The organism is Bacteroides faecalis (assembly GCF_003865075.1).
Classification (GTDB): domain Bacteria; phylum Bacteroidota; class Bacteroidia; order Bacteroidales; family Bacteroidaceae; genus Bacteroides; species Bacteroides faecalis.
The window spans coordinates 89630-110925 of sequence record NZ_BHWB01000002.1 but is presented as its reverse complement, the minus strand read 5'-3'; the positions used below and the strand labels follow the sequence as shown (position 1 = coordinate 110925).

Genomic DNA, 21296 nt, shown 5'->3' with positions numbered 1-21296 from the left:
TGTTACGTGTGTAAAGGTTTAGATCTTTTATTCTGTTATGAACTAATTATGTCTCGTATTATAATATAAGTGAAACTTCTGATTATATGTCTGTCGTTTATATTGTAAACAAACAGGCGTATATTGGATTTTATGGCAAGAAGAATGGAAAAACATATGTTTTAAACAGGAATACTTTCAAGAACATATAGGAGGATCGGTTCTTATACTTAATTTAGCAGGAATGATAGATAATTATTGTGTTGTTCCTCTAGATATAAGGTTATTTCATATTACAAACATAAGAACAAAAAATGATATCATAATTTCATTGGTATGATGACATCGTTCTGATACTATGATGAGAGTGTGTCAGACTTTGATTCACCCTCATCATCTTTAATGGTACAGGATGACTTCCTTTTGCATTTTTCTTTCAAATCCTTCACTACCAACCAAAAAATCTTATTAACTTTGCGAATCTTTTTGAGAAACAATAAAAATTTAATTATATGAATATCTCTTATAACTGGCTGAAAGAGTATGTCAATTTTGACCTGTCGCCTGATGAAACGGCTGCTGCACTTACTTCTATCGGCTTGGAAACAGGTGGAGTGGAAGAAGTACAAACTATTAAAGGTGGTTTGGAAGGACTAGTGATCGGTGAAGTGCTGACATGTGTTGAACATCCTAATTCAGACCACTTACATGTTACTACTGTCAATTTGGGAGACGGAGAACCTGTTCAGATTGTTTGCGGTGCTCCCAATGTAGCTGCCGGACAGAAAGTAGTGGTTGCTACTTTAGGTACAAAGCTTTATGATGGTGACGAATGTTTTACGATTAAGAAATCAAAAATCCGCGGTGTGGAATCTATAGGTATGATTTGTGCGGAAGATGAGATTGGTATTGGAACCGATCATGCAGGAATCATTGTATTGCCAGCAGAAGCTATTCCGGGTACACTTGCTAAGGATTATTATAATATTAAGAGTGATTATATACTTGAAGTAGATATTACTCCCAATCGTGCCGATGCGTGTTCACATTATGGTGTAGCTCGTGACTTGTATGCTTATCTTGTTCAGAATGGCAAACAAGCTACTTTGCAACGTCCGTCGGTAGATGCTTTTAAAGTAGATAACCATGACTTGGATATTGAAGTGAAAGTAGAGAATAGTGAAGCATGCCCTCATTATGCAGGAGTAACTGTGAAAGGTGTGACAGTAAAGGAAAGTCCGGAATGGTTGCAAAATAAACTTCGTCTTATTGGTTTGCGCCCTATAAATAATGTGGTAGATATAACTAATTATATTGTTCATGCTTTTGGCCAACCATTACACTGTTTTGACGCCGGAAAGATTAAAGGTAATGAAGTTATTGTAAAGACAATGCCTGAAGGTACTCCATTCGTAACATTGGATGAAGTAGAACGTAAGCTGAACGAACGCGATTTGATGATCTGTAATAAGGAAGAAGCCATGTGCATAGCCGGTGTTTTCGGTGGGCTTGATTCTGGCTCTACAGAAACAACTACCGATGTATTTATCGAGAGTGCTTATTTTCATCCAACATGGGTACGTAAAACAGCTCGTCGTCATGGATTAAATACAGATGCATCTTTCCGTTTTGAACGTGGTATTGATCCGAATAGTGTTATCTACTGTTTGAAGTTAGCTGCTTTGATGGTGAAAGAGTTAGCTGGTGGTACAGTTTCATCTGAAATTAAAGATGTATGTATTGCCCCTGCTCAGGATTTTGTAGTAGAACTTGCTTATGAGAAAGTACATGCATTAGTTGGTAAAGTGATTCCGGTAGAAACGATTAAAAGTATTGTGACTAGCCTGGAAATGAAAATAACTAAAGAAACTACTGAAGGACTAACTCTAGCTGTGCCACCTTATCGTGTGGATGTACAACGTGATTGTGACGTGATAGAAGATATTCTTCGTGTTTACGGATATAATAATGTAGAGATTCCAACTACATTGAAGTCTAGTCTTACCACAAAAGGAGAGCATGATAAGTCTAATAAATTGCAGAATCTGATTGCTGAACAGTTAGTCGGATGTGGATTTAATGAAATATTGAATAACTCGCTGACTCGTGCAGCCTATTATGACGGACTGGAAACTTATCCTTCCAATCGTCTGGTCATGTTGATGAATCCGTTGAGTGCAGATCTGAATGGTATGCGTCAAACATTATTGTTTGGTGGATTGGAAAGCATTGCTCATAATGCCAATCGTAAGAATGCTGATCTGAAGTTTTTTGAATTCGGTAATTGTTATCATTTTGATGCAGACAAGAAGAATCCGGAAAAAATATTAGCAGCGTATTCAGAAGATTATCATTTGGGATTGTGGGTTACAGGAAAGAAAGTTTCAAATTCATGGGTACATCCTGATGAAAATTCATCTGTATATGAATTGAAAGCTTATGTTGAAAATATACTGAAACGTTTGGGATTAGATTTACACAATTTAGTAGTCGGTAATTTGACGGATGATATTTATGCTACTGCGCTTTCTGTAAATACCAAAGGGGGAAAACGTCTCGCTTCTTTCGGTATCATTACTAAGAAACTGTTGAAGGCATTTGATATTGACAATGAAGTGTATTATGCTGACCTGAATTGGGGTGAACTATTGAAAGCAATCCGTTCAGTGAAAGTTAGCTATAAAGAGATTTCAAAGTTCCCGGCTGTGAAACGTGACTTGGCACTGTTGATTGACAAGAGTGTACAGTTTGCTGAAATCGAGAAGATAGCTTATGAAACAGAAAAGAAGTTGTTGAAAGAAATAGAACTCTTTGATGTATATGAAGGTAAGAATCTGGAAATTGGAAAGAAATCGTATGCAGTCAGCTTCTTGCTTCAAGATGAAAGCCAGACTTTGAATGATAAGATGATCGATAAGATTATGTCGAAACTTGTGAAAAACCTGGAAGATAAATTGAATGCAAAATTAAGATAATACTAAAATAAATTATATAATTAAAAATATAAACCAATGGGAAGAGCATTTGAATATAGAAAAGCCGCTAAACTGAAAAGATGGGGCCATATGGCTCGTACATTTACAAAAATAGGTAAGCAGATTGCTATTGCTGTAAAAGCTGGTGGTCCGGAACCAGAAAACAATCCTACTCTGCGTGCCATTATCGCGAATGCAAAACGTGAGAATATGCCGAAAGATAATATCGATCGTGCTATTAAAAATGCAATGGGTAAAGATCAGAGTGATTACAAGAGTATGACTTATGAAGGATACGGTCCTCATGGAGTTGCTGTATTTGTAGATACATTGACCGATAATGCTACACGTACAGTAGCTGATGTTCGTTCTGTTTTCAATAAATTTGGCGGTAATCTGGGTACGATGGGATCTTTGGCATTTTTGTTCGATCATAAATGTATGTTTACTTTCAAGAAGAAGGAGGGAATAGACATGGAAGAACTGATTCTTGATCTGATTGATTATGATGTGGAGGATGAGTACGAAGAAGATGAAGAAGAAGGAACAATTACTATTTACGGAGATCCTAAAAGCTATGCTGCTATTCAGAGACATCTGGAGGAAACTGGTTTCGAGGATGTCGGTGGAGATTTTACTTATATTCCGAATGACTTGAAGGACGTAACTCCCGAGCAACGCGAAACTTTGGATAAAATGGTGGAACGTCTGGAAGAATTTGATGACGTACAAACTGTTTATACTAATATGCGTCCGGAAGAAGGAGAAGAATAAACTAGTTATGGAATATGTATATAAGACAAAAGGTACGTGTAGCACAAGTATCGAGCTGAATGTGGAAGATGGTATTGTGAAAGAGGTAACCTTTTGGGGTGGATGTAACGGCAATCTTCAGGGTATTTCTCGACTGATTAGAGGAATGAAAGTTGAGGATGTTATTCGGAAACTGGAAGGAGTAAGTTGTGGAAGTAAAACAACTTCGTGTCCTGATCAATTGTGTCATGCATTGCATGAAATGGGATATTGATTGACTGTTTGTCCTCTGTTTGAAAATATTTTAGGTACGGATTACACAGAATTCTACGATCTTAATTAATGTAAGAATCGTGTTCTTTGTGTAATCCGTGCTTTTTTATTTTTTGCTTGTTGTCCACTTCCTATTTGTAGGTATTTTGAACCAAAAGTGATTTTTACTCGTTATTTATAAGTACATTTGTATTCAATAAACTATTATGCAATAATGAAAAATATCTTTCGAGACTTAAAACGCAAAGACCATAAACGATATTTGGGTGGATTGGATCTTTTTAAATATATCGGTCCCGGACTTTTGGTAACTGTAGGATTTATTGATCCGGGTAACTGGGCGTCTAACTTTGCCGCGGGTTCTGAATTTGGTTATTCGTTGCTCTGGGTGGTAACTTTATCTACGATCATGTTGATTATTCTTCAGCATAATGTAGCTCACTTGGGTATTGTTACTGGGCTTTGTCTTTCGGAGGCAGCAACTAAATACACACCCAAATGGGTATCCCGTCCGATACTTGGTACTGCAGTTCTGGCGTCTATATCTACTTCATTGGCTGAGATTTTGGGAGGAGCTATCGCCCTCGAAATGCTATTTGATATTCCAATTATTTGGGGAGCGATATTAACAACTCTGTTTGTTTCTATTATGCTCTTTACAAACTCTTATAAAAAGATCGAACGTTCGATTATTGCATTTGTTTCTGTGATCGGACTATCGTTTATTTATGAGCTGTTTTTAGTAAAGATAGACTGGCCGATGGCAATGGAGGGTTGGGTGACTCCATCTTTTCCAAAAGGAAGTATGTTGATTATCATGAGTGTACTGGGAGCTGTAGTCATGCCTCATAATCTTTTTTTGCACTCGGAAGTAATACAAAGTCATGAATATAATAAGCAGGATGATTCTTCTATTAAGAAGGTGCTGAAATATGAACTATTTGACACACTTTTTTCGATGATTGTAGGCTGGGCCATTAATAGTGCCATGATTTTATTGGCGGCTGCAACTTTCTTTAAAAGTGGTATTCAGGTGGAAGAACTGCAACAGGCTAAATTTTTACTTGAACCATTATTAGGTAGTAATGCTGCGGTTGTGTTTGCGTTAGCTCTTTTGATGGCAGGTATCTCATCCACTATAACAAGTGGAATGGCGGCAGGGTCTATTTTTGCTGGTATTTTTGGCGAATCCTATCATATCAAAGATAGTCACTCACAGGTGGGAGTTCTTTTGTCTTTGGGGATTGCTTTGCTGCTGATTTTCTTTATTGGAGATCCTTTTAAGGGATTGATCATTTCGCAAATGGTACTTAGTATACAATTGCCTTTTACCGTATTCTTACAGGTTGGACTGACATCTTCCCGAAAAGTAATGGGAAATTATGTGAATAGTCGTTGGAGTACTTTTGTACTTTACACTATTGCGGTAATTGTTTCAATATTGAATATCATGCTATTATTATCATAAAATGGACATAAATAATAAAAGATGATGAAGATTATTACGTATAATGTGAACGGGCTTCGTGCTGCTGTTTCCAAAGGTTTACCGGAATGGTTGGCACAAGAGAATCCAGATGTTATTTGTCTGCAGGAGACAAAACTACAGCCGGACCAGTATCCAGGTGAAGTATTTGAAGCGTTAGGATATAAATCTTATTTGTATTCCGCACAGAAAAAAGGATATAGTGGTGTAGCTATTCTAACAAAGCAGGAGCCGGACCATGTTGAATATGGTATGGGAATCGAGGTCTATGATAATGAAGGACGTTTCATTCGTGCGGATTTTGGAGATTTGTCAGTAGTTAGTGTTTATCATCCTTCGGGAACAAGTGGAGACGAACGGCAAGCTTTCAAAATGGTTTGGCTAGAAGACTTTCAAAAGTATGTAATGGAATTACAGAAATCTCGCCCGAACCTGATTCTTTGTGGTGATTATAATATTTGTCATGAACCGATTGATATTCATGATCCAATTCGAAATGCAACTAATAGCGGTTTCCTCCCTGAGGAAAGGGAATGGATGACACGTTTTCTTTCAACAGGTTTTATAGACTCTTTCCGTTTACTTTATCCTGAAAAACAGGAGTATACTTGGTGGAGCTATCGTTTTAACTCACGTGCCAAGAATAAAGGTTGGAGAATTGACTATTGCATGGTTAGTGAGCCGGTAGGTGCGATGTTGAAAAGTGCATGTATTTTGAATGGAGCTGTACATTCCGACCATTGTCCAATGACGCTTGAAATAGAATGTTAAACAGAAAATTATAAGATGGTGATACTTAATTTGCGGGTGTCTCCTCCATCGCGAAATTCGCAAAGGTAGACACCTTGCCACGTTCCTAGGTTTAGTCGATGATTTTTGATGGGTATGGTGACAGAGCTTCCAATAAGAGAAGCCTTTAAATGTGCACTCATATCGTCTGGCCCTTCATTGATGTGAATAAAGTAGGGAGCACCGTCTGGTACCAATTTATTAAAAAAAGTCTGGAAATCTTGTCGAACGGCCGGATCTGCATTTTCATTGATTGTTAGTCCGGCAGAGGTATGCTTGATAAACACTACGAGTAATCCGTTTTCTGGTAAAGCGGGGAGTTGAGCGATTATATCGCTCGTAATCAAGTGAAATCCGCGTGAATAATGAGGTAACTGAATATCGAATGTTGTAGCCATCACTTTCTTTAATTTATAAAACAGCTACAAAGATACTTTTTTATACCTTTGCATAAAAATAAAAGAAATAGAAATGGAAGATAGAATACAAAAGGCTGTGGAGCTTTTTAAAAGTGGGTATAATTGTTCGCAATCTGTTGTAGCTGCTTTTGCTGATATGTATGGTTTTACTCAGGGACAAGCGTTACGTATGGCTGCTTCTTTTGGCGGAGGAATCGGAAGAATGAGGGAAACCTGTGGAGCTGCTTGCGGGTTATTTCTGGTGGCAGGATTGGAAACAGGTGCTACGGAAGCAACAGATCGTCAAGGAAAAGCGGCAAATTATGCTGTAGTACAGGAGTTAGCAGCTGAATTTAAGAAACGTAATGGCTCACTAATTTGTGGAGAGTTGTTAGGATTGAAGAAGAAAGAACCTATTGTATCTACTCCTGAAGAACGCACTACTCAATACTATACCAAACGTCCATGCGCAAAAATGGTAGAAGAAGCTGCTAGAATTTGGGTAGAGTATCTTGAAAAACATCCAAAATAAGGATAGAAAAGCTGTTTTTATTACAAAAATAACAAAAAAACAGTAGATAAAGTGTTATATAACATAAAAATAACTATCTTTGCTGTCGATATAAAATCTGATAGTTCTTTTGAATTGTTGATTTAATAGCATGTATAACTAAAATTTTCAAAGCAAATGTTGAAAGAAAAAGCAGGTGAAATTGCAGGTAATATCTGGAATGCACTGAATGGAACTGAAGGAATGACTGCCAAACAGTTGAAAAAGGCAACAAAATTGGTTGATAAAGACTTGTTCCTTGGTCTTGGCTGGTTATTAAGAGAAGACAAACTTTCTGTAGAGGAAGTTGAAGGTGAACTTTTCATCAAATTGATCTAAGCGAGTATCTCACTTATGCAATAAAAAATGCGTTGGTACATTGTTATAATGTTATCAACGCATTTTTTTATATTCCACCATTTACGTATCTTTGCACACCGAAAAAGATAAAATAAATTAGAATTCCGTATGAAGAAAATACGAAACTTTTGCATTATTGCTCATATAGACCATGGTAAATCGACTTTAGCAGACCGTTTGCTGGAATTTACCAATACAATTCAGGTAACAACAGGGCAGATGCTTGATGATATGGACTTGGAGAAAGAAAGAGGTATCACGATCAAGAGCCATGCTATCCAAATGGAATATACCTATAAAGGCGAAAAGTATATCCTTAATCTGATTGATACTCCGGGACATGTGGACTTTTCGTATGAAGTATCTCGTTCCATTGCTGCTTGTGAAGGTGCGTTACTGATTGTAGATGCTTCGCAGGGTGTACAGGCGCAGACTATCTCTAACCTGTATATGGCTATAGAACATGATCTTGAGATTATTCCTATTATTAATAAATGCGATATGGCAAGTGCCATGCCCGAGGAAGTGGAAGACGAAATTGTCGAACTGCTGGGATGCAAACGGGAAGAGATTATCCGTGCATCCGGAAAAACGGGGATGGGGGTTGAAGAAATCTTGACGGCCGTAATCGAACGTATTCCTCATCCAGAAGGAGATGAAGAAGCTCCGTTACAAGCATTAATTTTTGACTCTGTATTTAACTCTTTCCGTGGGATTATTGCCTATTTCAAGATCGAGAACGGAGTAATCCGTGCGGGGGACAAAGTGAAGTTCTTCAATACAGGTAAGGAGTATGTGGCAGATGAAGTAGGGGTACTGAAGATGGAGATGGTTCCACGTAAGGAACTTCGTACAGGCGATGTGGGGTATATCATTTCCGGAATCAAGACTTCAAAAGAGGTGAAAGTAGGAGATACGATTACACATGTGGCTCGTCCTTGCAGCAAAGCTATTGCAGGCTTTGAAGAAGTAAAGCCTATGGTATTTGCCGGAGTATACCCGATTGAAGCCGAAGAGTTCGAAGACTTGCGTGCTTCGTTAGAGAAATTACAATTGAACGACGCTTCTTTAACTTTTCAACCGGAATCGTCATTGGCGTTAGGGTTTGGTTTTCGTTGCGGTTTCTTGGGATTGCTCCATATGGAGATTGTGCAGGAACGTCTCGATCGTGAGTTCAATATGAATGTAATTACGACTGTTCCGAATGTTTCTTATATGATCTATGATAAACAGGGAGAAGTGAAGGAAGTGCACAATCCCGGAGGTATGCCCGATCCGACTTTAATTGATCATATTGAAGAGCCATATATTAAAGCTTCTATTATAACGACTACCGATTATATCGGTCCTATTATGACGCTTTGTTTAGGCAAGCGTGGTGAGTTAATCAAGCAAGAATATATTTCGGGCAACCGGGTAGAAATATTTTATAATATGCCTTTGGGAGAAATCGTTATTGATTTCTATGATCGATTGAAGAGTATTTCAAAAGGATATGCTTCATTTGATTATCATCCGGATGGCTTCCGTCCTTCAAAACTTGTAAAACTGGATATCATGTTGAATGGTGAGCCAGTGGATGCACTTTCTACATTGATCCATTTTGATAATGCGTATGATATGGGTCGCCGGATGTGTGAGAAGTTGAAAGAGTTGATTCCTCGTCAGCAGTTTGATATAGCTATTCAAGCGGCTATTGGTGCTAAGATTATAGCACGTGAGACGATTAAAGCAGTTCGTAAGGACGTAACGGCAAAATGTTACGGTGGTGACGTAAGCCGTAAGCGAAAGTTGCTTGAAAAACAGAAAAAAGGAAAAAAACGAATGAAACAAATTGGTAACGTGGAGGTGCCTCAAAAAGCCTTCCTCGCTGTACTGAAGCTGGATTAAGATACTGCCGCAAAATGATTTTTCAGAGTCTCTTTCTGAACAAATCGTTTTGCGGTTAGTTTCTTATATACCAGGTGATTGCTCTCTGTCTACAGAGCTTTCCCGGGCAATCACTAAGATTAAAAATATATTTATAAATATGAGAAAAGTTCTGTCTTTTTCGGGTTTCCTGATATTGGGACTCGTTATTTCACAATTTTTGCCTATGTTGGCAGGTAACGGTTATGGAACCGTCAAGCTAGTAGCGAATGTGCTACTCTATGTATGTCTTAGTTTTATAATGATTAATGTAGGTCGGGAGTTTGTTCTCGATAAGTCCCATTGGAAAAGTTATGCGCAGGATTATTTTATAGCGATGGCTACTGCGGCTTTGCCTTGGTTCATGATTGCAATCTATTACGTTTTCGTATTGCTTCCACCCGAATATTGGAATAGTTGGGAGGCTTGGAAAGAAAATCTATTGCTAAGCCGTTTTGCTGCACCTACGTCGGCAGGTATTTTGTTTACTATGCTGGCCGCTATCGGGTTAAAGTCAAGTTGGATTTATAAGAAAATTCAGGTACTGGCTATTTTCGACGACTTGGACACTATTATTTTGATGATTCCGCTTCAGATTATGATGATCGGATTGCGTTGGCAGTTGATTATTGTAGTAGTGATTGTATTTTGGCTTTTGGCAATTGGTTGGAGACAGTTGAATAAATATGATTGGCGCCAGGATTGGAAAGCAATTCTATTTTATTCGGTACTTATTTTTCTGGCTACACAGTTGCTTTATCTTGGTAGTAAACAACTATACGGTGAAGAAGGAAGCATTCATATTGAAGTGTTGTTGCCGGCATTTGTATTGGGTATGATTATGAAGCATAGGGAACATGATACCCCAGTAGAGCGGAAAGTATCTTCTGGAGTTTCTTTCTTTTTTATGTTTTTGGTAGGAATGAGTATGCCCCATTTTATCGGAGTGAACTTTGCAGAAACACATACTGGTACTTATTCGGTTACAGGTTCACAGGAAATGATGTCATGGGGAATGATTTTGTTTCATGTAGTGATCGTATCCTTCCTTTCTAATATGGGAAAACTTTGTCCGATGTTCTTCTATCGTGATCGTAAATTGAGTGAAAGACTTGCGCTGTCTATTGGTATGTTTACTCGTGGTGAAGTTGGGGCAGGGATTATATTTATCGCTTTAGGATATAATTTAGGTGGCCCAGCGCTGGTTATTTCAGTTCTAACTTTGGTGCTCAATTTAATTTTGACAGGAATATTCGTTCTTTGGGTGAAAAATCTTGCTTTAAGGAGTTATTCTAATTAAAAAAACTGTTATTGCAAATAATTGCTTTTTCAATTGTTGATTAATCTTGTTTAAAGAATTGTTCTTCAGAGAAAAGTATAAAAATGAATATAGAGAAAACGAGGGATTAAGCGTAAATCCTGGTTGGTGATTTTTCTTCTATTAAATATAGTAACGGTATCCCGTAGGTATAGTGACAGTATCGTAACCACATACCGTCACTATCATAAACATATACCGTCACTGTTTTTACATACCATATAAAATTTAAAATGCGTTTATTTTAATTCCAACAAAGATTTATACTTGATCCAAAACGAGGCTATCTCACAAAAAAAATGCACCTCAAAAGTTTCTATTTAACTTTGAAGTGCATTTCAAAAAAGTGAGTTCAGTCTCGTTTAGTTTATTATTTCTTATTTAAGAAGCGTTTAGCCAAATATCTTCTTATTGGTTCATCGTATAGTTTCAAGCATAGATAAGCTAATAATATATTCCATGCATAAATGCACAATGCAACTTGCCAAGTCTCTTCGAGGGTGAAAAGTTGATTTTTAATCAACCATGCATAGAATAAATACATGAATGGATAATGTATCACATAGATTGGATATGATATATCTCCCAGGAACTTACATATCTTAGTTGATTTCTTGTCTGTGGTGGTACCCGACGCTCCCAGCCAGAGAAGAATAGGGAAAGCTATGATAATGCAAAATGCTTCATAAATCCCATTTGTACAAATGGGATCTGTACCTTCTAAATAAGGTACTGCGAATAAAAGAATTAATATAATTGTACACATCCAAAAAGCACCTCTTACTTTGATAGGCTTGAAATTACGTGATAAGAGCATACCCATAGAGAAAGGGAAAAGCATTCTCAATAGTCCACCTACAAAGTTTATACCATCCAAAGTCCAACCTACCCCTATGTTTCCATAACCTGAGACATCGAGGATTGCGAATAATGCCAATGCTATTCCTAATAATACTACAAGTGCAGTCAGCGCCTTATTTGACAAGCGACGAATAAATATAGCATAAAGAATATTTCCTATATACTCAAAGAACAACGACCAACAAGGTCCGTTTAATGGAAACATTTCACCATTGCCGCGAACTTCGTAACCTACACCAGGCATCGCAGGAATGAAAAATATGGTACAAAGGAGAGATAGCATGACCATTGATATGCCAATATGTGTTCCGTCCCATTGCACGCAACCCTGGATATAGAATGTAATAGCCCCTAGAACGGCCCCCATGACTACCATAGGATGAAGACGTATCAAACGGCGCTTAAAGAAATCTTTCATTGTAAAATTTTTCCCCCAGCGATCATCATATGCGTAACCGATAACAAAGCCTGAAAGGATAAAGAAAAAATCCACTGCTAAATATCCGTGATTGAAGCCTTCAATAGTACCACTGCCACTGGCAAAAGCGTAGCCTTCGAATATATGGTACCATATAACCATAAGTGCGGCTACACCACGAAGTCCGTCTAGAAGATCATAATGCGGCTTGGTATCTGTAAAAGCTGCTGAAGAAATACTTGACATCTGTTTTTTATTATTTTAGTTAATATTTTCAGATGGCAAAGATACGGCTTACAAAATGAAGTTCTTTTGCTTAAAAGCAAAAAAAGACCAATAAATATCTATTTTTTGGCACGTACCCGGCTGAGTGTATAAATAGAAATACCTAGGAAAGCCGCTACATATTTCAGCTTCACTCGATTTACCAGCCCAGGGTAACGCCGATTAAACTGTTCATATCGTTCTTTAGGTGAAAGCTGGAGTCTTTCTACAAACATGTGGCTAAGTTCCTTATTTACGTTCTGATGCAGTATTCTCCCCCAGTTGGCTATATCAATATATGTTTCGTAAAGAACATTCAGCTTGTCTATATGGATGACATAGATTTTGCAATCCGAAAGAGTTTCAATACTCTCTACTGACGGCTGTTTGTAATATAATGAATCCATACCGAAAGTAATGTCACCTTCTTGACTGAACCAAGTAGTGGTGTCTTGTCCATTATGATGAAAAACAGAACGAGTAACTCCTTCTTCAATGAAATAAACTAGTTGGTCTGTTACTCCCGACTGTACTATATAAGTGTTTTTGGAGTAATACTTTACCTGCATACTCGCTTGCAATGCCTGAAGTGCTTCATCGGAAACTGGGTAGACTTGTCTGATTTTGTCGATGATATTTTTCATTGAGGGGGATTTCGTTATTCTACTTGCAAACTTACGTAATTTTATTAATTCCTAAAAATTATCTATTTTAAATTCATAGATATATATAGAAATAAAGGTATGAACTGTTGATGCAGAATAAATAGCTTAATGGATAGAAAGATGATTCTCCAAGAAGTAGATACGGAATAATAAATAATAGACCACAAGGTTGTCCTAATTTTGTTATTATAATAAGGTGAGATAAATATCTATTAATAACAATAGTTAGATAACTATTTATTTTACTAGAGTAACTATTTTTATCAGTTGATTGTTTAAATATAATTTGTATTTTTGGAAGAATCACATAATCCGCTAAGAATAAAAAGTTTACGCAACTAATTAAAAAACGAGGTAACGAGTTGGCAACCGTTCTGATTTCTACATACTTGCATTAATTGCGCTAATGTACAACTCACTTTATGTAAAGATACGATTTTTTACGGAACGTGCAAAATACCTTTGATTTTTCTTTTTCAACAGGCACAGATATTGTCAGGGAGGACGGTTCTTTAACTCCTGAAACGGCAGTAAAGTGAGAAAATTCCCGATCATGGTGGAACCGCCATTATCCACCGGAGCAATGGCATGGAAATCCTGTCCCGTAAGTCGGAAAAGATGGAGAAGGAAATCTGTGAGGCCATCCGACCAAATGAATTTACCATACCAGCTGAAGTTTCCCCTTCCTCATCAAAGTTCGTTCGTCCCTGCGGGTCTGCGTGTTTTCCCTTCGGTTTCCGGCAGAAAATTTCCGTATGGTGAAATTTTCTGCCAGAAAAACGCTCCGAAAGCGCAGGGACGGGCGTGAGGAGGATTCAGAAGACTCTCCAGCTCCCTTTGCATTACATGTGGACGGGGGTTGTAGTGCAGCTCGTTCCCTGCCCCTTGTGAGCGTGTGTATCCCCATACCGGTGCCGGAAAGCAAAAAACACATACCGAACGGCCATGCCGTACAATCCGTTTCCGGAGAGTCCGATACACATACGGACAACGTCAGAATACCGTAAACACATAATTCGGTCAGATACAGGACACAGACCGGAAGTCATCCTCATTTCTTGGGCCAAGAAAGTTGTTTTTCAAGCCAGTCTCGCAAGGCGGCCTTGCGGGCTGGTTGCCCGTTAAAAAATCTTCCTTACGCTGGCGCGTAAGAGTGTTTTTAACGGCAAGCCTTGCCGGAGACCGCCGAAAAACGAACAGCATAAGGCACAAAAAATAAGAATGCCTACACACGTAGGCCATGTATAACGACTTAAAATTATAAGGTATGGCAGACAAGAGCACAGAAAAGGAAAGACTGTTCAACGAGTGGTTCACAAAATCCTACAACAAGTTAAGAGCCTCGGTAAGAAAATACGGTGCATTGGACGAAGACAATTTCCGCGACACCTATCTGTTCGTGAGAAAACAAGTTATGACATCTGGAAAGGACATTGCCGACTATGAGCCGTATTTCATCGGATGTTACAGAAAGGTGGCACTGGTGAAAGTAAAGAAGGAGAACAGATACACCCATCCCGAGGACGATTTCTTCCTCAGATGCGGCGAGGAGGCGAAGTTCATCTCGGAAGACGACCTGAACGGCTGCGAGAGGCTGGTGAAGGACATCCTGCGTTTCATCCGTCAGAAGTTCTCCTACGAGGAATGCCGTATGTTCATGCTCCGGTTCTATGAGGCGCAATTCTCGTTCAAGGCACTGGCGGAATGCATGGGCATATCGCAGAAAGTATGCAGGATTATGGATGCGGTACGGACCCACAGCAGCTTCACATGGAGAAGCCAGATGCTGGTGGTGGAGAGCTTCATGTATTGAAGAGGATTGTTCAACGATAAAAAACAGATAATTATGGCACTGATAGTATATAACAAGGAGAACTCGCGTCCGCAGGAAGTCACATACAAGGGCAAGCGGACCATCAACCTGGACAGCAGGGGAACTGTCTATCTGTTAAAGACTATGTCAATCGAGCTGGGGATACTCGGCGGCGGACGGGTGAACTTCGCCCACGACGACAAGACGGGTGACTGGTACATCTGCCGGGCTGACGGCAACGAAGGCTTCATCGTATGGAAGGACAAACGGTGTGCAAGGTTCTCGGCAGGGTTCATCGTGCACAGGCTCATGCAGCAGGCGAAGGTGGACAGGAAGAGCGTGCAGTTCATGATGGCGAAGACACCGATGGAAATCGGAGGCGTGGTCTATTACAAGATACTGCTTTCGAACCCGATACTCAGATAAACGGGAGGCATACATACGTACAAGGGCTATCCGGCGGTGGTAACGGCACACTGACTGGACAGCCTTTTGTATAGAGGAATTGCCCGTTACAAAAGCAGCCTTTATGATTATTCCCTCTCCCTCAAAGCCCTTGTTACCTTAATATATAAGTGTGTATCCCATACAAAGAGTATAACGAAGTACCTTTATACGTCATGATGACCGGTAATGCTTCCCCTCAAATTACTCTTCCCCAAAATAGAAATTTGGAGACCGGAGACCGTAATTAAAACCTTGTCAATCCTCAGTTTTTCTTTTTGCGGTAGCTTTTAGCTTTGAAGAAAAAATGATATTCAATCATTTATCAAACAAATCGGAATTATAGTTTGCCTGACAGATTAAAAACTGACAAGGTTTGAATTACGGTCCCGAAATTTCAGCCACCCTGCATCCTGCACGTACTCCGGTAGCCCCGGTCCAACACTTGCCCGTTCTCGCTCCACTTGTACAGGACCTTCCCGCCAAGGACATAGTAGGGAAGCGTGCCGTTGCTCCGGTACTCGCCCAGTGTCCTGCGGCTGACTTTCAGCAGGTACGCCACTTCCTTGTCGCACAAATATCCGTCCTCTTTTGGCAAAATCCCCCGTCTTTGGAAATGCCGTCAGTCGTCACCTACAGTCGGTCAATACGCTCGTGGAGGACTACATCCGCACGTCATCCCTTGTCTTCAATTCGTTGTACATGGTTCTTCGGTTTTAGTGACACAATCGTTTTCCTTCAAATCTCCCGCCCCCTGTACCGGGCTTCCCTGTGTCTGTCCTCAACCTTCATGACGACACGCTCCACGTCTTCCGGCAGGTAATAGGTACGGTTGCCTATCTTGGTATAGGCGAGCGTGCCGTTGTCACGCAGGGTCTGCAAGGTGCGCTTGCTGATTTTCAACTTCCGGCAGACATCGCAGTGATCAAGCCACTCATTCGTCTTACCCGCGTCCTTCAGGTACGGCAGGTCCGATACCAGCCGGATGAACCGCTCGATTTTCATGGCGAACTCCTCGAACGCCTTCCTCTTAAAACAAATAATTTCCATAAGCCTCACATCATTCGGGTTATACATGATTCCTTTTCATGCCGCTAATATAAAGCCCTTCCAACCGATATTCCAAATATTTCCGGGCAGGTGGCAGCTTATGACACTAGAAGGTAGCATATGTCCGGTCCACGTATCCCTGCAATGGCTTCCCACTGTCAGTAAAGACATGGAATGAAACGTTTTCAGACCGCCTGCCGGTTTTGTACTCCCGATTTCAGAATAACATAAGAACATGATAACATGATAAAATATGAGGCCCCCGCCGGAGGGATTACAGCATCCATGAACGCATCTTTCCGGCCTTCTGGCAGTGGTATCTTCCATTGCCGGATTTATCCGACAGGCCGACAGACCGGTTTCCATGCATCCGGTAACGGTCGGAAGCGATCGGCCACATGACCACCTTTCCACTGTCGGAAAGCCGGTAACAACCGTTCCATTCCTATGCCTGAACCATAATTCCTTCCGCCCCGTCCTCATGCTCGCCCGTTCGACACCGGCAGAACCGGGAAAGCGTCGCCATATACCAAATGCTCCAAGAAGCAACACGACACATAATTACCAACCTGCATCCAATCAGTTGCGATTGAATACAATGCATACTTCCTTTGCAAGCGACAGAAGGTCATGTAAGCATACATTGACCAAAGTATTAACCATTCAAAGACTGACAAGTATGAGAAAGAGACAGGAATTCAGTGACGGGAAACTGATGCAGGCGATGGGAATAGGAAAGCCGTCGTCAAAGTCCAGAACAGAAGTGGCGCAGGAAATGGTTGCAGAAACTATTGCCCCCATTCCTGACGAACCTGCAAGCATGGAACAGTCCGGAGGAACGGCAGGCGCAGTCCCACCGGCAAGGCATGAGCCCGGTTTCAAGCGGTGGCGGGGAGTTCATCAGCGGTTCGCCGGGACTGTTAGACCTTACCCCTTCATCCTGTGCCGAGGGTCCGGAGGAAGCAGAGTTCCGCCGGCTGATGCAACGGAAGAAGAAGAACAAGGGATTCAGAATTTAACAACAACTTAAAAAGCAATCAAGATGAAAGAAAATGCAGGAACCATCATCGCCATGCTGGAAGAACTGCTGACCATCAGCAAAAGCCGGCAGGCACCGCAAAGCGGCAGTAACAACACCAACAACATGGATATTACTTCCATCAAGGTTTTAATCGAGGAAGGTAACCACCGTAACTATGAACGCATGGAGGCTGAATTGGCGAAGTTCGCCCGGGGCATTACGGACTGCCTGAACGTGATGAACAACCGGATAGACAGGATTGCCCGGAGGGAGCAGCCGGATTTCGGGGAAATCAGACAACTGCTGGAGCAGGCCACCCGAAAGACGGACGTGGCAAGTGTCCGGCACAATATCAACGAGACCCGGCACTCGTTCGCACTTGAGAACAGATGGGACTGGGTGATCGTTACCGGTATCGTCCTTCTGATAGCCTTGTTAGCCTCGGCACTCTATTTCGAGAGGAGACAGGATTACGACCGTACCGACAACGACCTGAAGTACCGTTACATCAGGATGAAGGGCGAAGCATCGCCCGAAAGCATCGCCGGACTGGAAAACCTCTTTGAACTCAACCGGGATAACGGGAAGATAAACCGGATGCACAAGGACGTGGAAACTTACAAGGAGGCGGTACGCAGGCAGGCCGCCCTCATTGAGCAGGCGCGTCTGAAAGAGCAGGCGACAAGGGAACAGGAGGACAAAGCCGACTCAATCAAGAACAAACCTTTAAAACCTTAAAAGTATGGCAAGCGTGAAAATAAAGTTTCGCCCGTCGACGGTCAAAGGCCGTCCCGGCACTATTGTCTATTTTGTAACTTGTTACCGTATCGTCAGGCAAATTGCAACAGAATACAAAGTGTTTCCCTGCGAATGGGATGAAAAACAGTCAAGGCTTGTTGTGACACCGAATAATGAACGAACTGCCATTATTCAACTGATAAACCAAAGGTTGGAGAGAGAGGTGAACAAGCTAAACAGAATTATAGAAGCATTCGATCGTTCAAGACATGATTATTCTTCCGATGATATAATTAGGGAGTTCCAAAATAGTGGAAAAGAGGTTTCCTTTTTCACGTTCTTGGAGAGTGTCATTGTGCGACTACAGCAATTGAAACATACCGGCACTGCCAAGAACTATCGCGCCGCATTGGGTAGTTTCAAGCGGTTTAGAAATAACGAGGACATCCCGATAGAAGCAATAGATCAGATTACAATGGAGGACTATCAGGCATACTTGAAATCGGCTGGTCTTACTCCTAATTCCATATCTTTTTATACGCGTATTCTTCGGGCGGTTTATAACCGTGCTGTTGAACAAGAACTGACCAAAGACCGAAAACCTTTCCGCACGGTATTTACCGGAATGGAGAAGACACTCAAACGGGCAATATTAATCAGTGACATCAAGCGAATCAGAGACCTTGACCTTTCACTAAACTCCAGTCTTGAATTTGCTCGCGACATATTCTTGTTTCTTTTCTTTTGCAGGGGAATGTCATTCATTGACGCGGCATTCCTGAAAAAGACAGACATTCAGAACAGCATACTGACTTACCGGCGACATAAGACAAGTCAAGTGCTTCATATTAAAATCATAAAGCCAATCAAAGAACTGATTGACCGTTATTCAAGCAAAGACTTGCCTTATCTGCTTCCTATTATAACCCGTTCCAACCGTAATGAACGTAAACAGTACGAAACCGCATTGCGCCGTATAAACAATTCCTTGAAACTCATTGCAAATATGGTAAAACTGCCGATTCCACTTACGACATATGTAGCGCGCCATGCTTGGGCAACCATTGCCAAGTCGAAAAATGTGCCTATTAATGTTATTTCGGATGCTCTCGGTCATGATTCCATAGCCACTACACAAATATATTTAGCATCGATTGACACTTCTGTTATTGATAAAGCAAATGAATTGATAATTAAGGACTTGTAAAGGAATGTTGTTACGCAATTATATCCGTTTCCTTGTGAGAAACGGATATGGTTACAAAGATAGCGAAAAATCCCGAATGGTAAACCATTGGAATATAATAATTTTCACAGTTTATAAAAAAAAACATGTCTTGCTTAATCAATTTACCTTGAATAGATGTATATTAAACTGATAGTCAGGTAATTAAATATTATATCCGTTTCTCACAAGGAAACGGATATGGTATTTAATGGAAACAATTGATATAAGTTGTATCCATAATATGGAGGATATTTTATTTATAAATCATTAACACGTAATTAAATCGTATGGAAGAAGTAAAATTAGAGTTCATCAGTCCAACTAAACTTGATGAATTGCAAGATGGAGAAAGTGTAAATAAAGAGATTTGGATTTACGATGGTATTGAAAATGGAGAATTAATTCTCAATACCAATAATTGGGTTATTTCTTGTGTAGCCAATAATGAAAGTAAATCCGTTGACCAATGGCTGGTCAACGAAGAAACACATACAATGAAAGTAGGCACTCAAGAAGAAGCTACAGGAGGATATAGAATGCTTGATTATCAGTTTGCAGTTTCAATGGTTGGGCAATTATGTGAAGCAAAAGATTTGGTTACCTATTTACAGTCATTACAGGATGTGTTTAAAGTCGGAAGAAGGCAGAGTGAGCCAAATGAAACCAATCGTAAAACAGAATAACTTTAATCTTATTAATTATGTCAAAGCAGACTCAAACTAACGTACAAGTACGTAAAAAGGGATTGGATGATGTTTTCCACCGTGCTATTATTGCCCTTGAACGTTTAGAGGTATTCTTGATGATGGCTAATAGTAACCAAGAACAAGTAAACATTACACAGACTGGCATTAAGACTTCGCGCGATTTACACGATGATGAAAAGAATCCGCCTACGTTAGAATCGTTTATGGCAGAAGTCCAGTTGCAAGCATCTGCTCTGTTTTTTCAAACAGAATTTGATGATAAAGAAGTATTTAATAAAGCAGTGGAGTATTTCTTGAACGATTTACTTGAATGGTATGGAGGAAGATGTTCTGATATACCTTATGATGAAGTGGACAAATATTTTATCCCTATAATGGTGTCTCTGAATAGACAAGCTACTACCGTTGTGGATATAATGCAAGCAGTGTCCAAATATGTAGGAAAAATAAAATCTATAGAAGAATTGACGCTTGAAGAAAAAAAGAAAGCTGTAATAGAAGGATTTACTGCTTATATGCTTGCAGACCATAACACAAAAGAAGAGAATAAAGAATTTGAAAAATCCGGTGAAGAAGTAATTTTTACATCTCATAAAAGGGGAAATGTCGTTGATGGGTATAAAAGATTATTCATGGCTTTTATGGAAGTTTATGATGAACCTATGCCTGCCAAACTGATAATTTCTGTCGTTGAGAATTATTTACCGGAAGTAGCAAAAATGTGTCCGGACATATCACAAGAAGCGATTGACGCAAAATTTGTAATGAATAAATAGTAAATTTATAGATTGAAATAATATGGCATTAAATAGTTTTGAGAAAAATGGAGTTACATATTTTGAACTCTATATAAGTTGTCCTGTATGTGTGGATCGTGGGAACAATACGCCTCATGCATATTGGTCTCACCATAACAATAATTGTAATGGAGATATATACATGGGAGAAAACGCATTTTATTATTGTAAAAAATGTGGAGCTACCCAACATGTTTATAAGTGGAAATATGGTTGTCCTAATCATTCTACAGGTGACTATGAATTTTTGGAGGCATCTCCAGCTTCATTAGCACAAGCTGTTGCCACAGCAGGACAAATGGTGCAGGCTACGGGTTTGGCTTGGTTACAAACGTTCCTTGCAAATATGGAAAAAGGATGCTAAGATATTAAGTATATAACGAGGCGGAACATCGCCTCGTTTATCCATTTATAGACTTACAATATGGAATTGGATAGTTTTAAAAAAGATGGAGTTACTTCTACATAAGTTGTCCAGTAGATTCTGATCGTGGTAATGCA

The 21296-nt window shown here is 39.9% G+C and carries 22 protein-coding genes and 2 pseudogenes; 19 read left to right on the top strand and 5 right to left on the bottom strand.

Annotated features, from left to right (window positions below; all coding sequences use genetic code 11):
* Positions 1-53 precede the first annotated feature (53 nt).
* From EJF25_RS26505 to EJF25_RS03225, 6 genes and pseudogenes are all read left to right on the top strand, one after another.
* A pseudogene (locus EJF25_RS26505) lies at positions 54-191 on the top strand (hypothetical protein); the annotation flags it as partial.
* A gap of 300 nt (positions 192-491) precedes the next feature.
* Positions 492-2954, top strand: coding sequence for a phenylalanine--tRNA ligase subunit beta (pheT, locus tag EJF25_RS03245; RefSeq protein ID WP_125040026.1), 2463 nt, complete (start codon positions 492-494; stop codon positions 2952-2954).
* Positions 2955-2990: 36 nt separating this feature from the next.
* Positions 2991-3728, top strand: coding sequence for a YebC/PmpR family DNA-binding transcriptional regulator (locus tag EJF25_RS03240; RefSeq protein ID WP_125040025.1), 738 nt, complete (start codon positions 2991-2993; stop codon positions 3726-3728).
* A 7-nt stretch (positions 3729-3735) separates the two neighbouring features.
* Positions 3736-3981, top strand: a complete 246-nt coding sequence (locus EJF25_RS03235) for a TIGR03905 family TSCPD domain-containing protein (protein WP_125040024.1) — start codon at positions 3736-3738, stop codon at positions 3979-3981.
* A 213-nt stretch (positions 3982-4194) separates the two neighbouring features.
* A complete protein-coding gene (locus tag EJF25_RS03230) occupies positions 4195-5448 on the top strand; it encodes an Nramp family divalent metal transporter (protein WP_125040023.1) in 1254 nt (417 codons plus the stop codon).
* A 24-nt stretch (positions 5449-5472) separates the two neighbouring features.
* Positions 5473-6237, top strand: coding sequence for an exodeoxyribonuclease III (locus EJF25_RS03225; RefSeq protein ID WP_125040356.1), 765 nt, complete (start codon positions 5473-5475; stop codon positions 6235-6237).
* A gap of 8 nt (positions 6238-6245) precedes the next feature.
* Here EJF25_RS03225 and EJF25_RS03220 read toward each other — a convergent pair whose 3' ends face one another.
* Positions 6246-6653 carry a secondary thiamine-phosphate synthase enzyme YjbQ gene (locus EJF25_RS03220; RefSeq protein ID WP_125040022.1) on the bottom strand — a complete coding sequence of 136 codons (408 nt, stop codon included), beginning with the start codon at positions 6651-6653 and terminating at the stop codon, positions 6246-6248.
* Between the two features lie 73 nt (positions 6654-6726).
* Between EJF25_RS03220 and EJF25_RS03215 the strand changes: the two genes are divergently transcribed.
* From EJF25_RS03215 to EJF25_RS03200, 4 genes are all read left to right on the top strand, one after another.
* Positions 6727-7185, top strand: a complete 459-nt coding sequence (locus EJF25_RS03215) for a C-GCAxxG-C-C family protein (protein ID WP_125040021.1) — start codon at positions 6727-6729, stop codon at positions 7183-7185.
* Positions 7186-7341: 156 nt separating this feature from the next.
* Complete coding sequence (locus EJF25_RS03210; protein WP_077154015.1) at positions 7342-7542, top strand: winged helix-turn-helix domain-containing protein; 201 nt, start codon at positions 7342-7344, stop codon at positions 7540-7542.
* Between the two features lie 129 nt (positions 7543-7671).
* Complete coding sequence (lepA, locus tag EJF25_RS03205; RefSeq protein ID WP_077154016.1) at positions 7672-9453, top strand: translation elongation factor 4; 1782 nt, start codon at positions 7672-7674, stop codon at positions 9451-9453.
* A gap of 139 nt (positions 9454-9592) precedes the next feature.
* A complete protein-coding gene (locus EJF25_RS03200) occupies positions 9593-10771 on the top strand; it encodes a cation:proton antiporter family protein (RefSeq protein ID WP_125040020.1) in 1179 nt (392 codons plus the stop codon).
* A 388-nt stretch (positions 10772-11159) separates the two neighbouring features.
* Here the strand turns inward: EJF25_RS03200 and EJF25_RS03195 are convergent, their stop codons facing one another.
* Both EJF25_RS03195 and EJF25_RS03190 read right to left on the bottom strand, forming a co-directional pair.
* On the bottom strand, positions 11160-12314 hold the full coding sequence (locus EJF25_RS03195) for an acyltransferase family protein (protein ID WP_125040019.1): 1155 nt from the start codon (positions 12312-12314) through the stop codon (positions 11160-11162).
* 98 nt (positions 12315-12412) lie between these two features.
* Positions 12413-12976, bottom strand: a complete 564-nt coding sequence (locus EJF25_RS03190; RefSeq protein WP_125040018.1) for a Crp/Fnr family transcriptional regulator — start codon at positions 12974-12976, stop codon at positions 12413-12415.
* Between the two features lie 556 nt (positions 12977-13532).
* On the opposite strand from EJF25_RS03190, the gene EJF25_RS03185 reads away from it, so the two are divergent.
* The 3 genes from EJF25_RS03185 to EJF25_RS03170 all read left to right on the top strand — a co-directional run bounded on the left by EJF25_RS03185 (position 13533) and on the right by EJF25_RS03170 (position 15236).
* Complete coding sequence (locus tag EJF25_RS03185; protein ID WP_125040017.1) at positions 13533-13805, top strand: hypothetical protein; 273 nt, start codon at positions 13533-13535, stop codon at positions 13803-13805.
* A gap of 459 nt (positions 13806-14264) precedes the next feature.
* Entirely contained in the window at positions 14265-14810 is a 546-nt protein-coding gene (locus tag EJF25_RS03175; protein ID WP_125040015.1) for a sigma-70 family RNA polymerase sigma factor, read from the top strand.
* Positions 14811-14843: 33 nt separating this feature from the next.
* Positions 14844-15236: a hypothetical protein gene (locus tag EJF25_RS03170; protein WP_125040014.1), complete on the top strand. Its 393-nt coding sequence runs from the start codon at positions 14844-14846 to the stop codon at positions 15234-15236.
* A 415-nt stretch (positions 15237-15651) separates the two neighbouring features.
* Here EJF25_RS03170 and EJF25_RS25370 read toward each other — a convergent pair.
* Together EJF25_RS25370 and EJF25_RS03160 are read right to left on the bottom strand one after the other, a co-directional pair.
* Positions 15652-15958, bottom strand: a pseudogene (locus EJF25_RS25370) (helix-turn-helix domain-containing protein).
* Between the two features lie 34 nt (positions 15959-15992).
* A complete protein-coding gene (locus EJF25_RS03160) occupies positions 15993-16304 on the bottom strand; it encodes a helix-turn-helix domain-containing protein (RefSeq protein ID WP_125040013.1) in 312 nt (103 codons plus the stop codon).
* A 313-nt stretch (positions 16305-16617) separates the two neighbouring features.
* Between EJF25_RS03160 and EJF25_RS24795 the strand changes: the two genes are divergently transcribed.
* From EJF25_RS24795 to EJF25_RS03125, 6 genes are all read left to right on the top strand, one after another.
* Positions 16618-17334, top strand: coding sequence for a hypothetical protein (locus EJF25_RS24795; RefSeq protein WP_160119363.1), 717 nt, complete (start codon positions 16618-16620; stop codon positions 17332-17334).
* 12 nt (positions 17335-17346) lie between these two features.
* Positions 17347-18063, top strand: coding sequence for a hypothetical protein (locus EJF25_RS03145; protein WP_125040011.1), 717 nt, complete (start codon positions 17347-17349; stop codon positions 18061-18063).
* Between the two features lie 4 nt (positions 18064-18067).
* Complete coding sequence (locus EJF25_RS03140; protein ID WP_125040010.1) at positions 18068-19270, top strand: tyrosine-type recombinase/integrase; 1203 nt, start codon at positions 18068-18070, stop codon at positions 19268-19270.
* Between the two features lie 308 nt (positions 19271-19578).
* The gene (locus EJF25_RS03135) at positions 19579-19974 is read left to right on the top strand and encodes a hypothetical protein (protein WP_125040009.1); all 396 of its coding nucleotides are present in this window, start codon (positions 19579-19581) and stop codon (positions 19972-19974) included.
* A 17-nt stretch (positions 19975-19991) separates the two neighbouring features.
* Entirely contained in the window at positions 19992-20774 is a 783-nt protein-coding gene (locus EJF25_RS03130; RefSeq protein WP_125040008.1) for a hypothetical protein, read from the top strand.
* A gap of 22 nt (positions 20775-20796) precedes the next feature.
* Positions 20797-21159, top strand: coding sequence for a hypothetical protein (locus EJF25_RS03125; RefSeq protein WP_125040007.1), 363 nt, complete (start codon positions 20797-20799; stop codon positions 21157-21159).
* Positions 21160-21296: the final 137 nt, after the last annotated feature.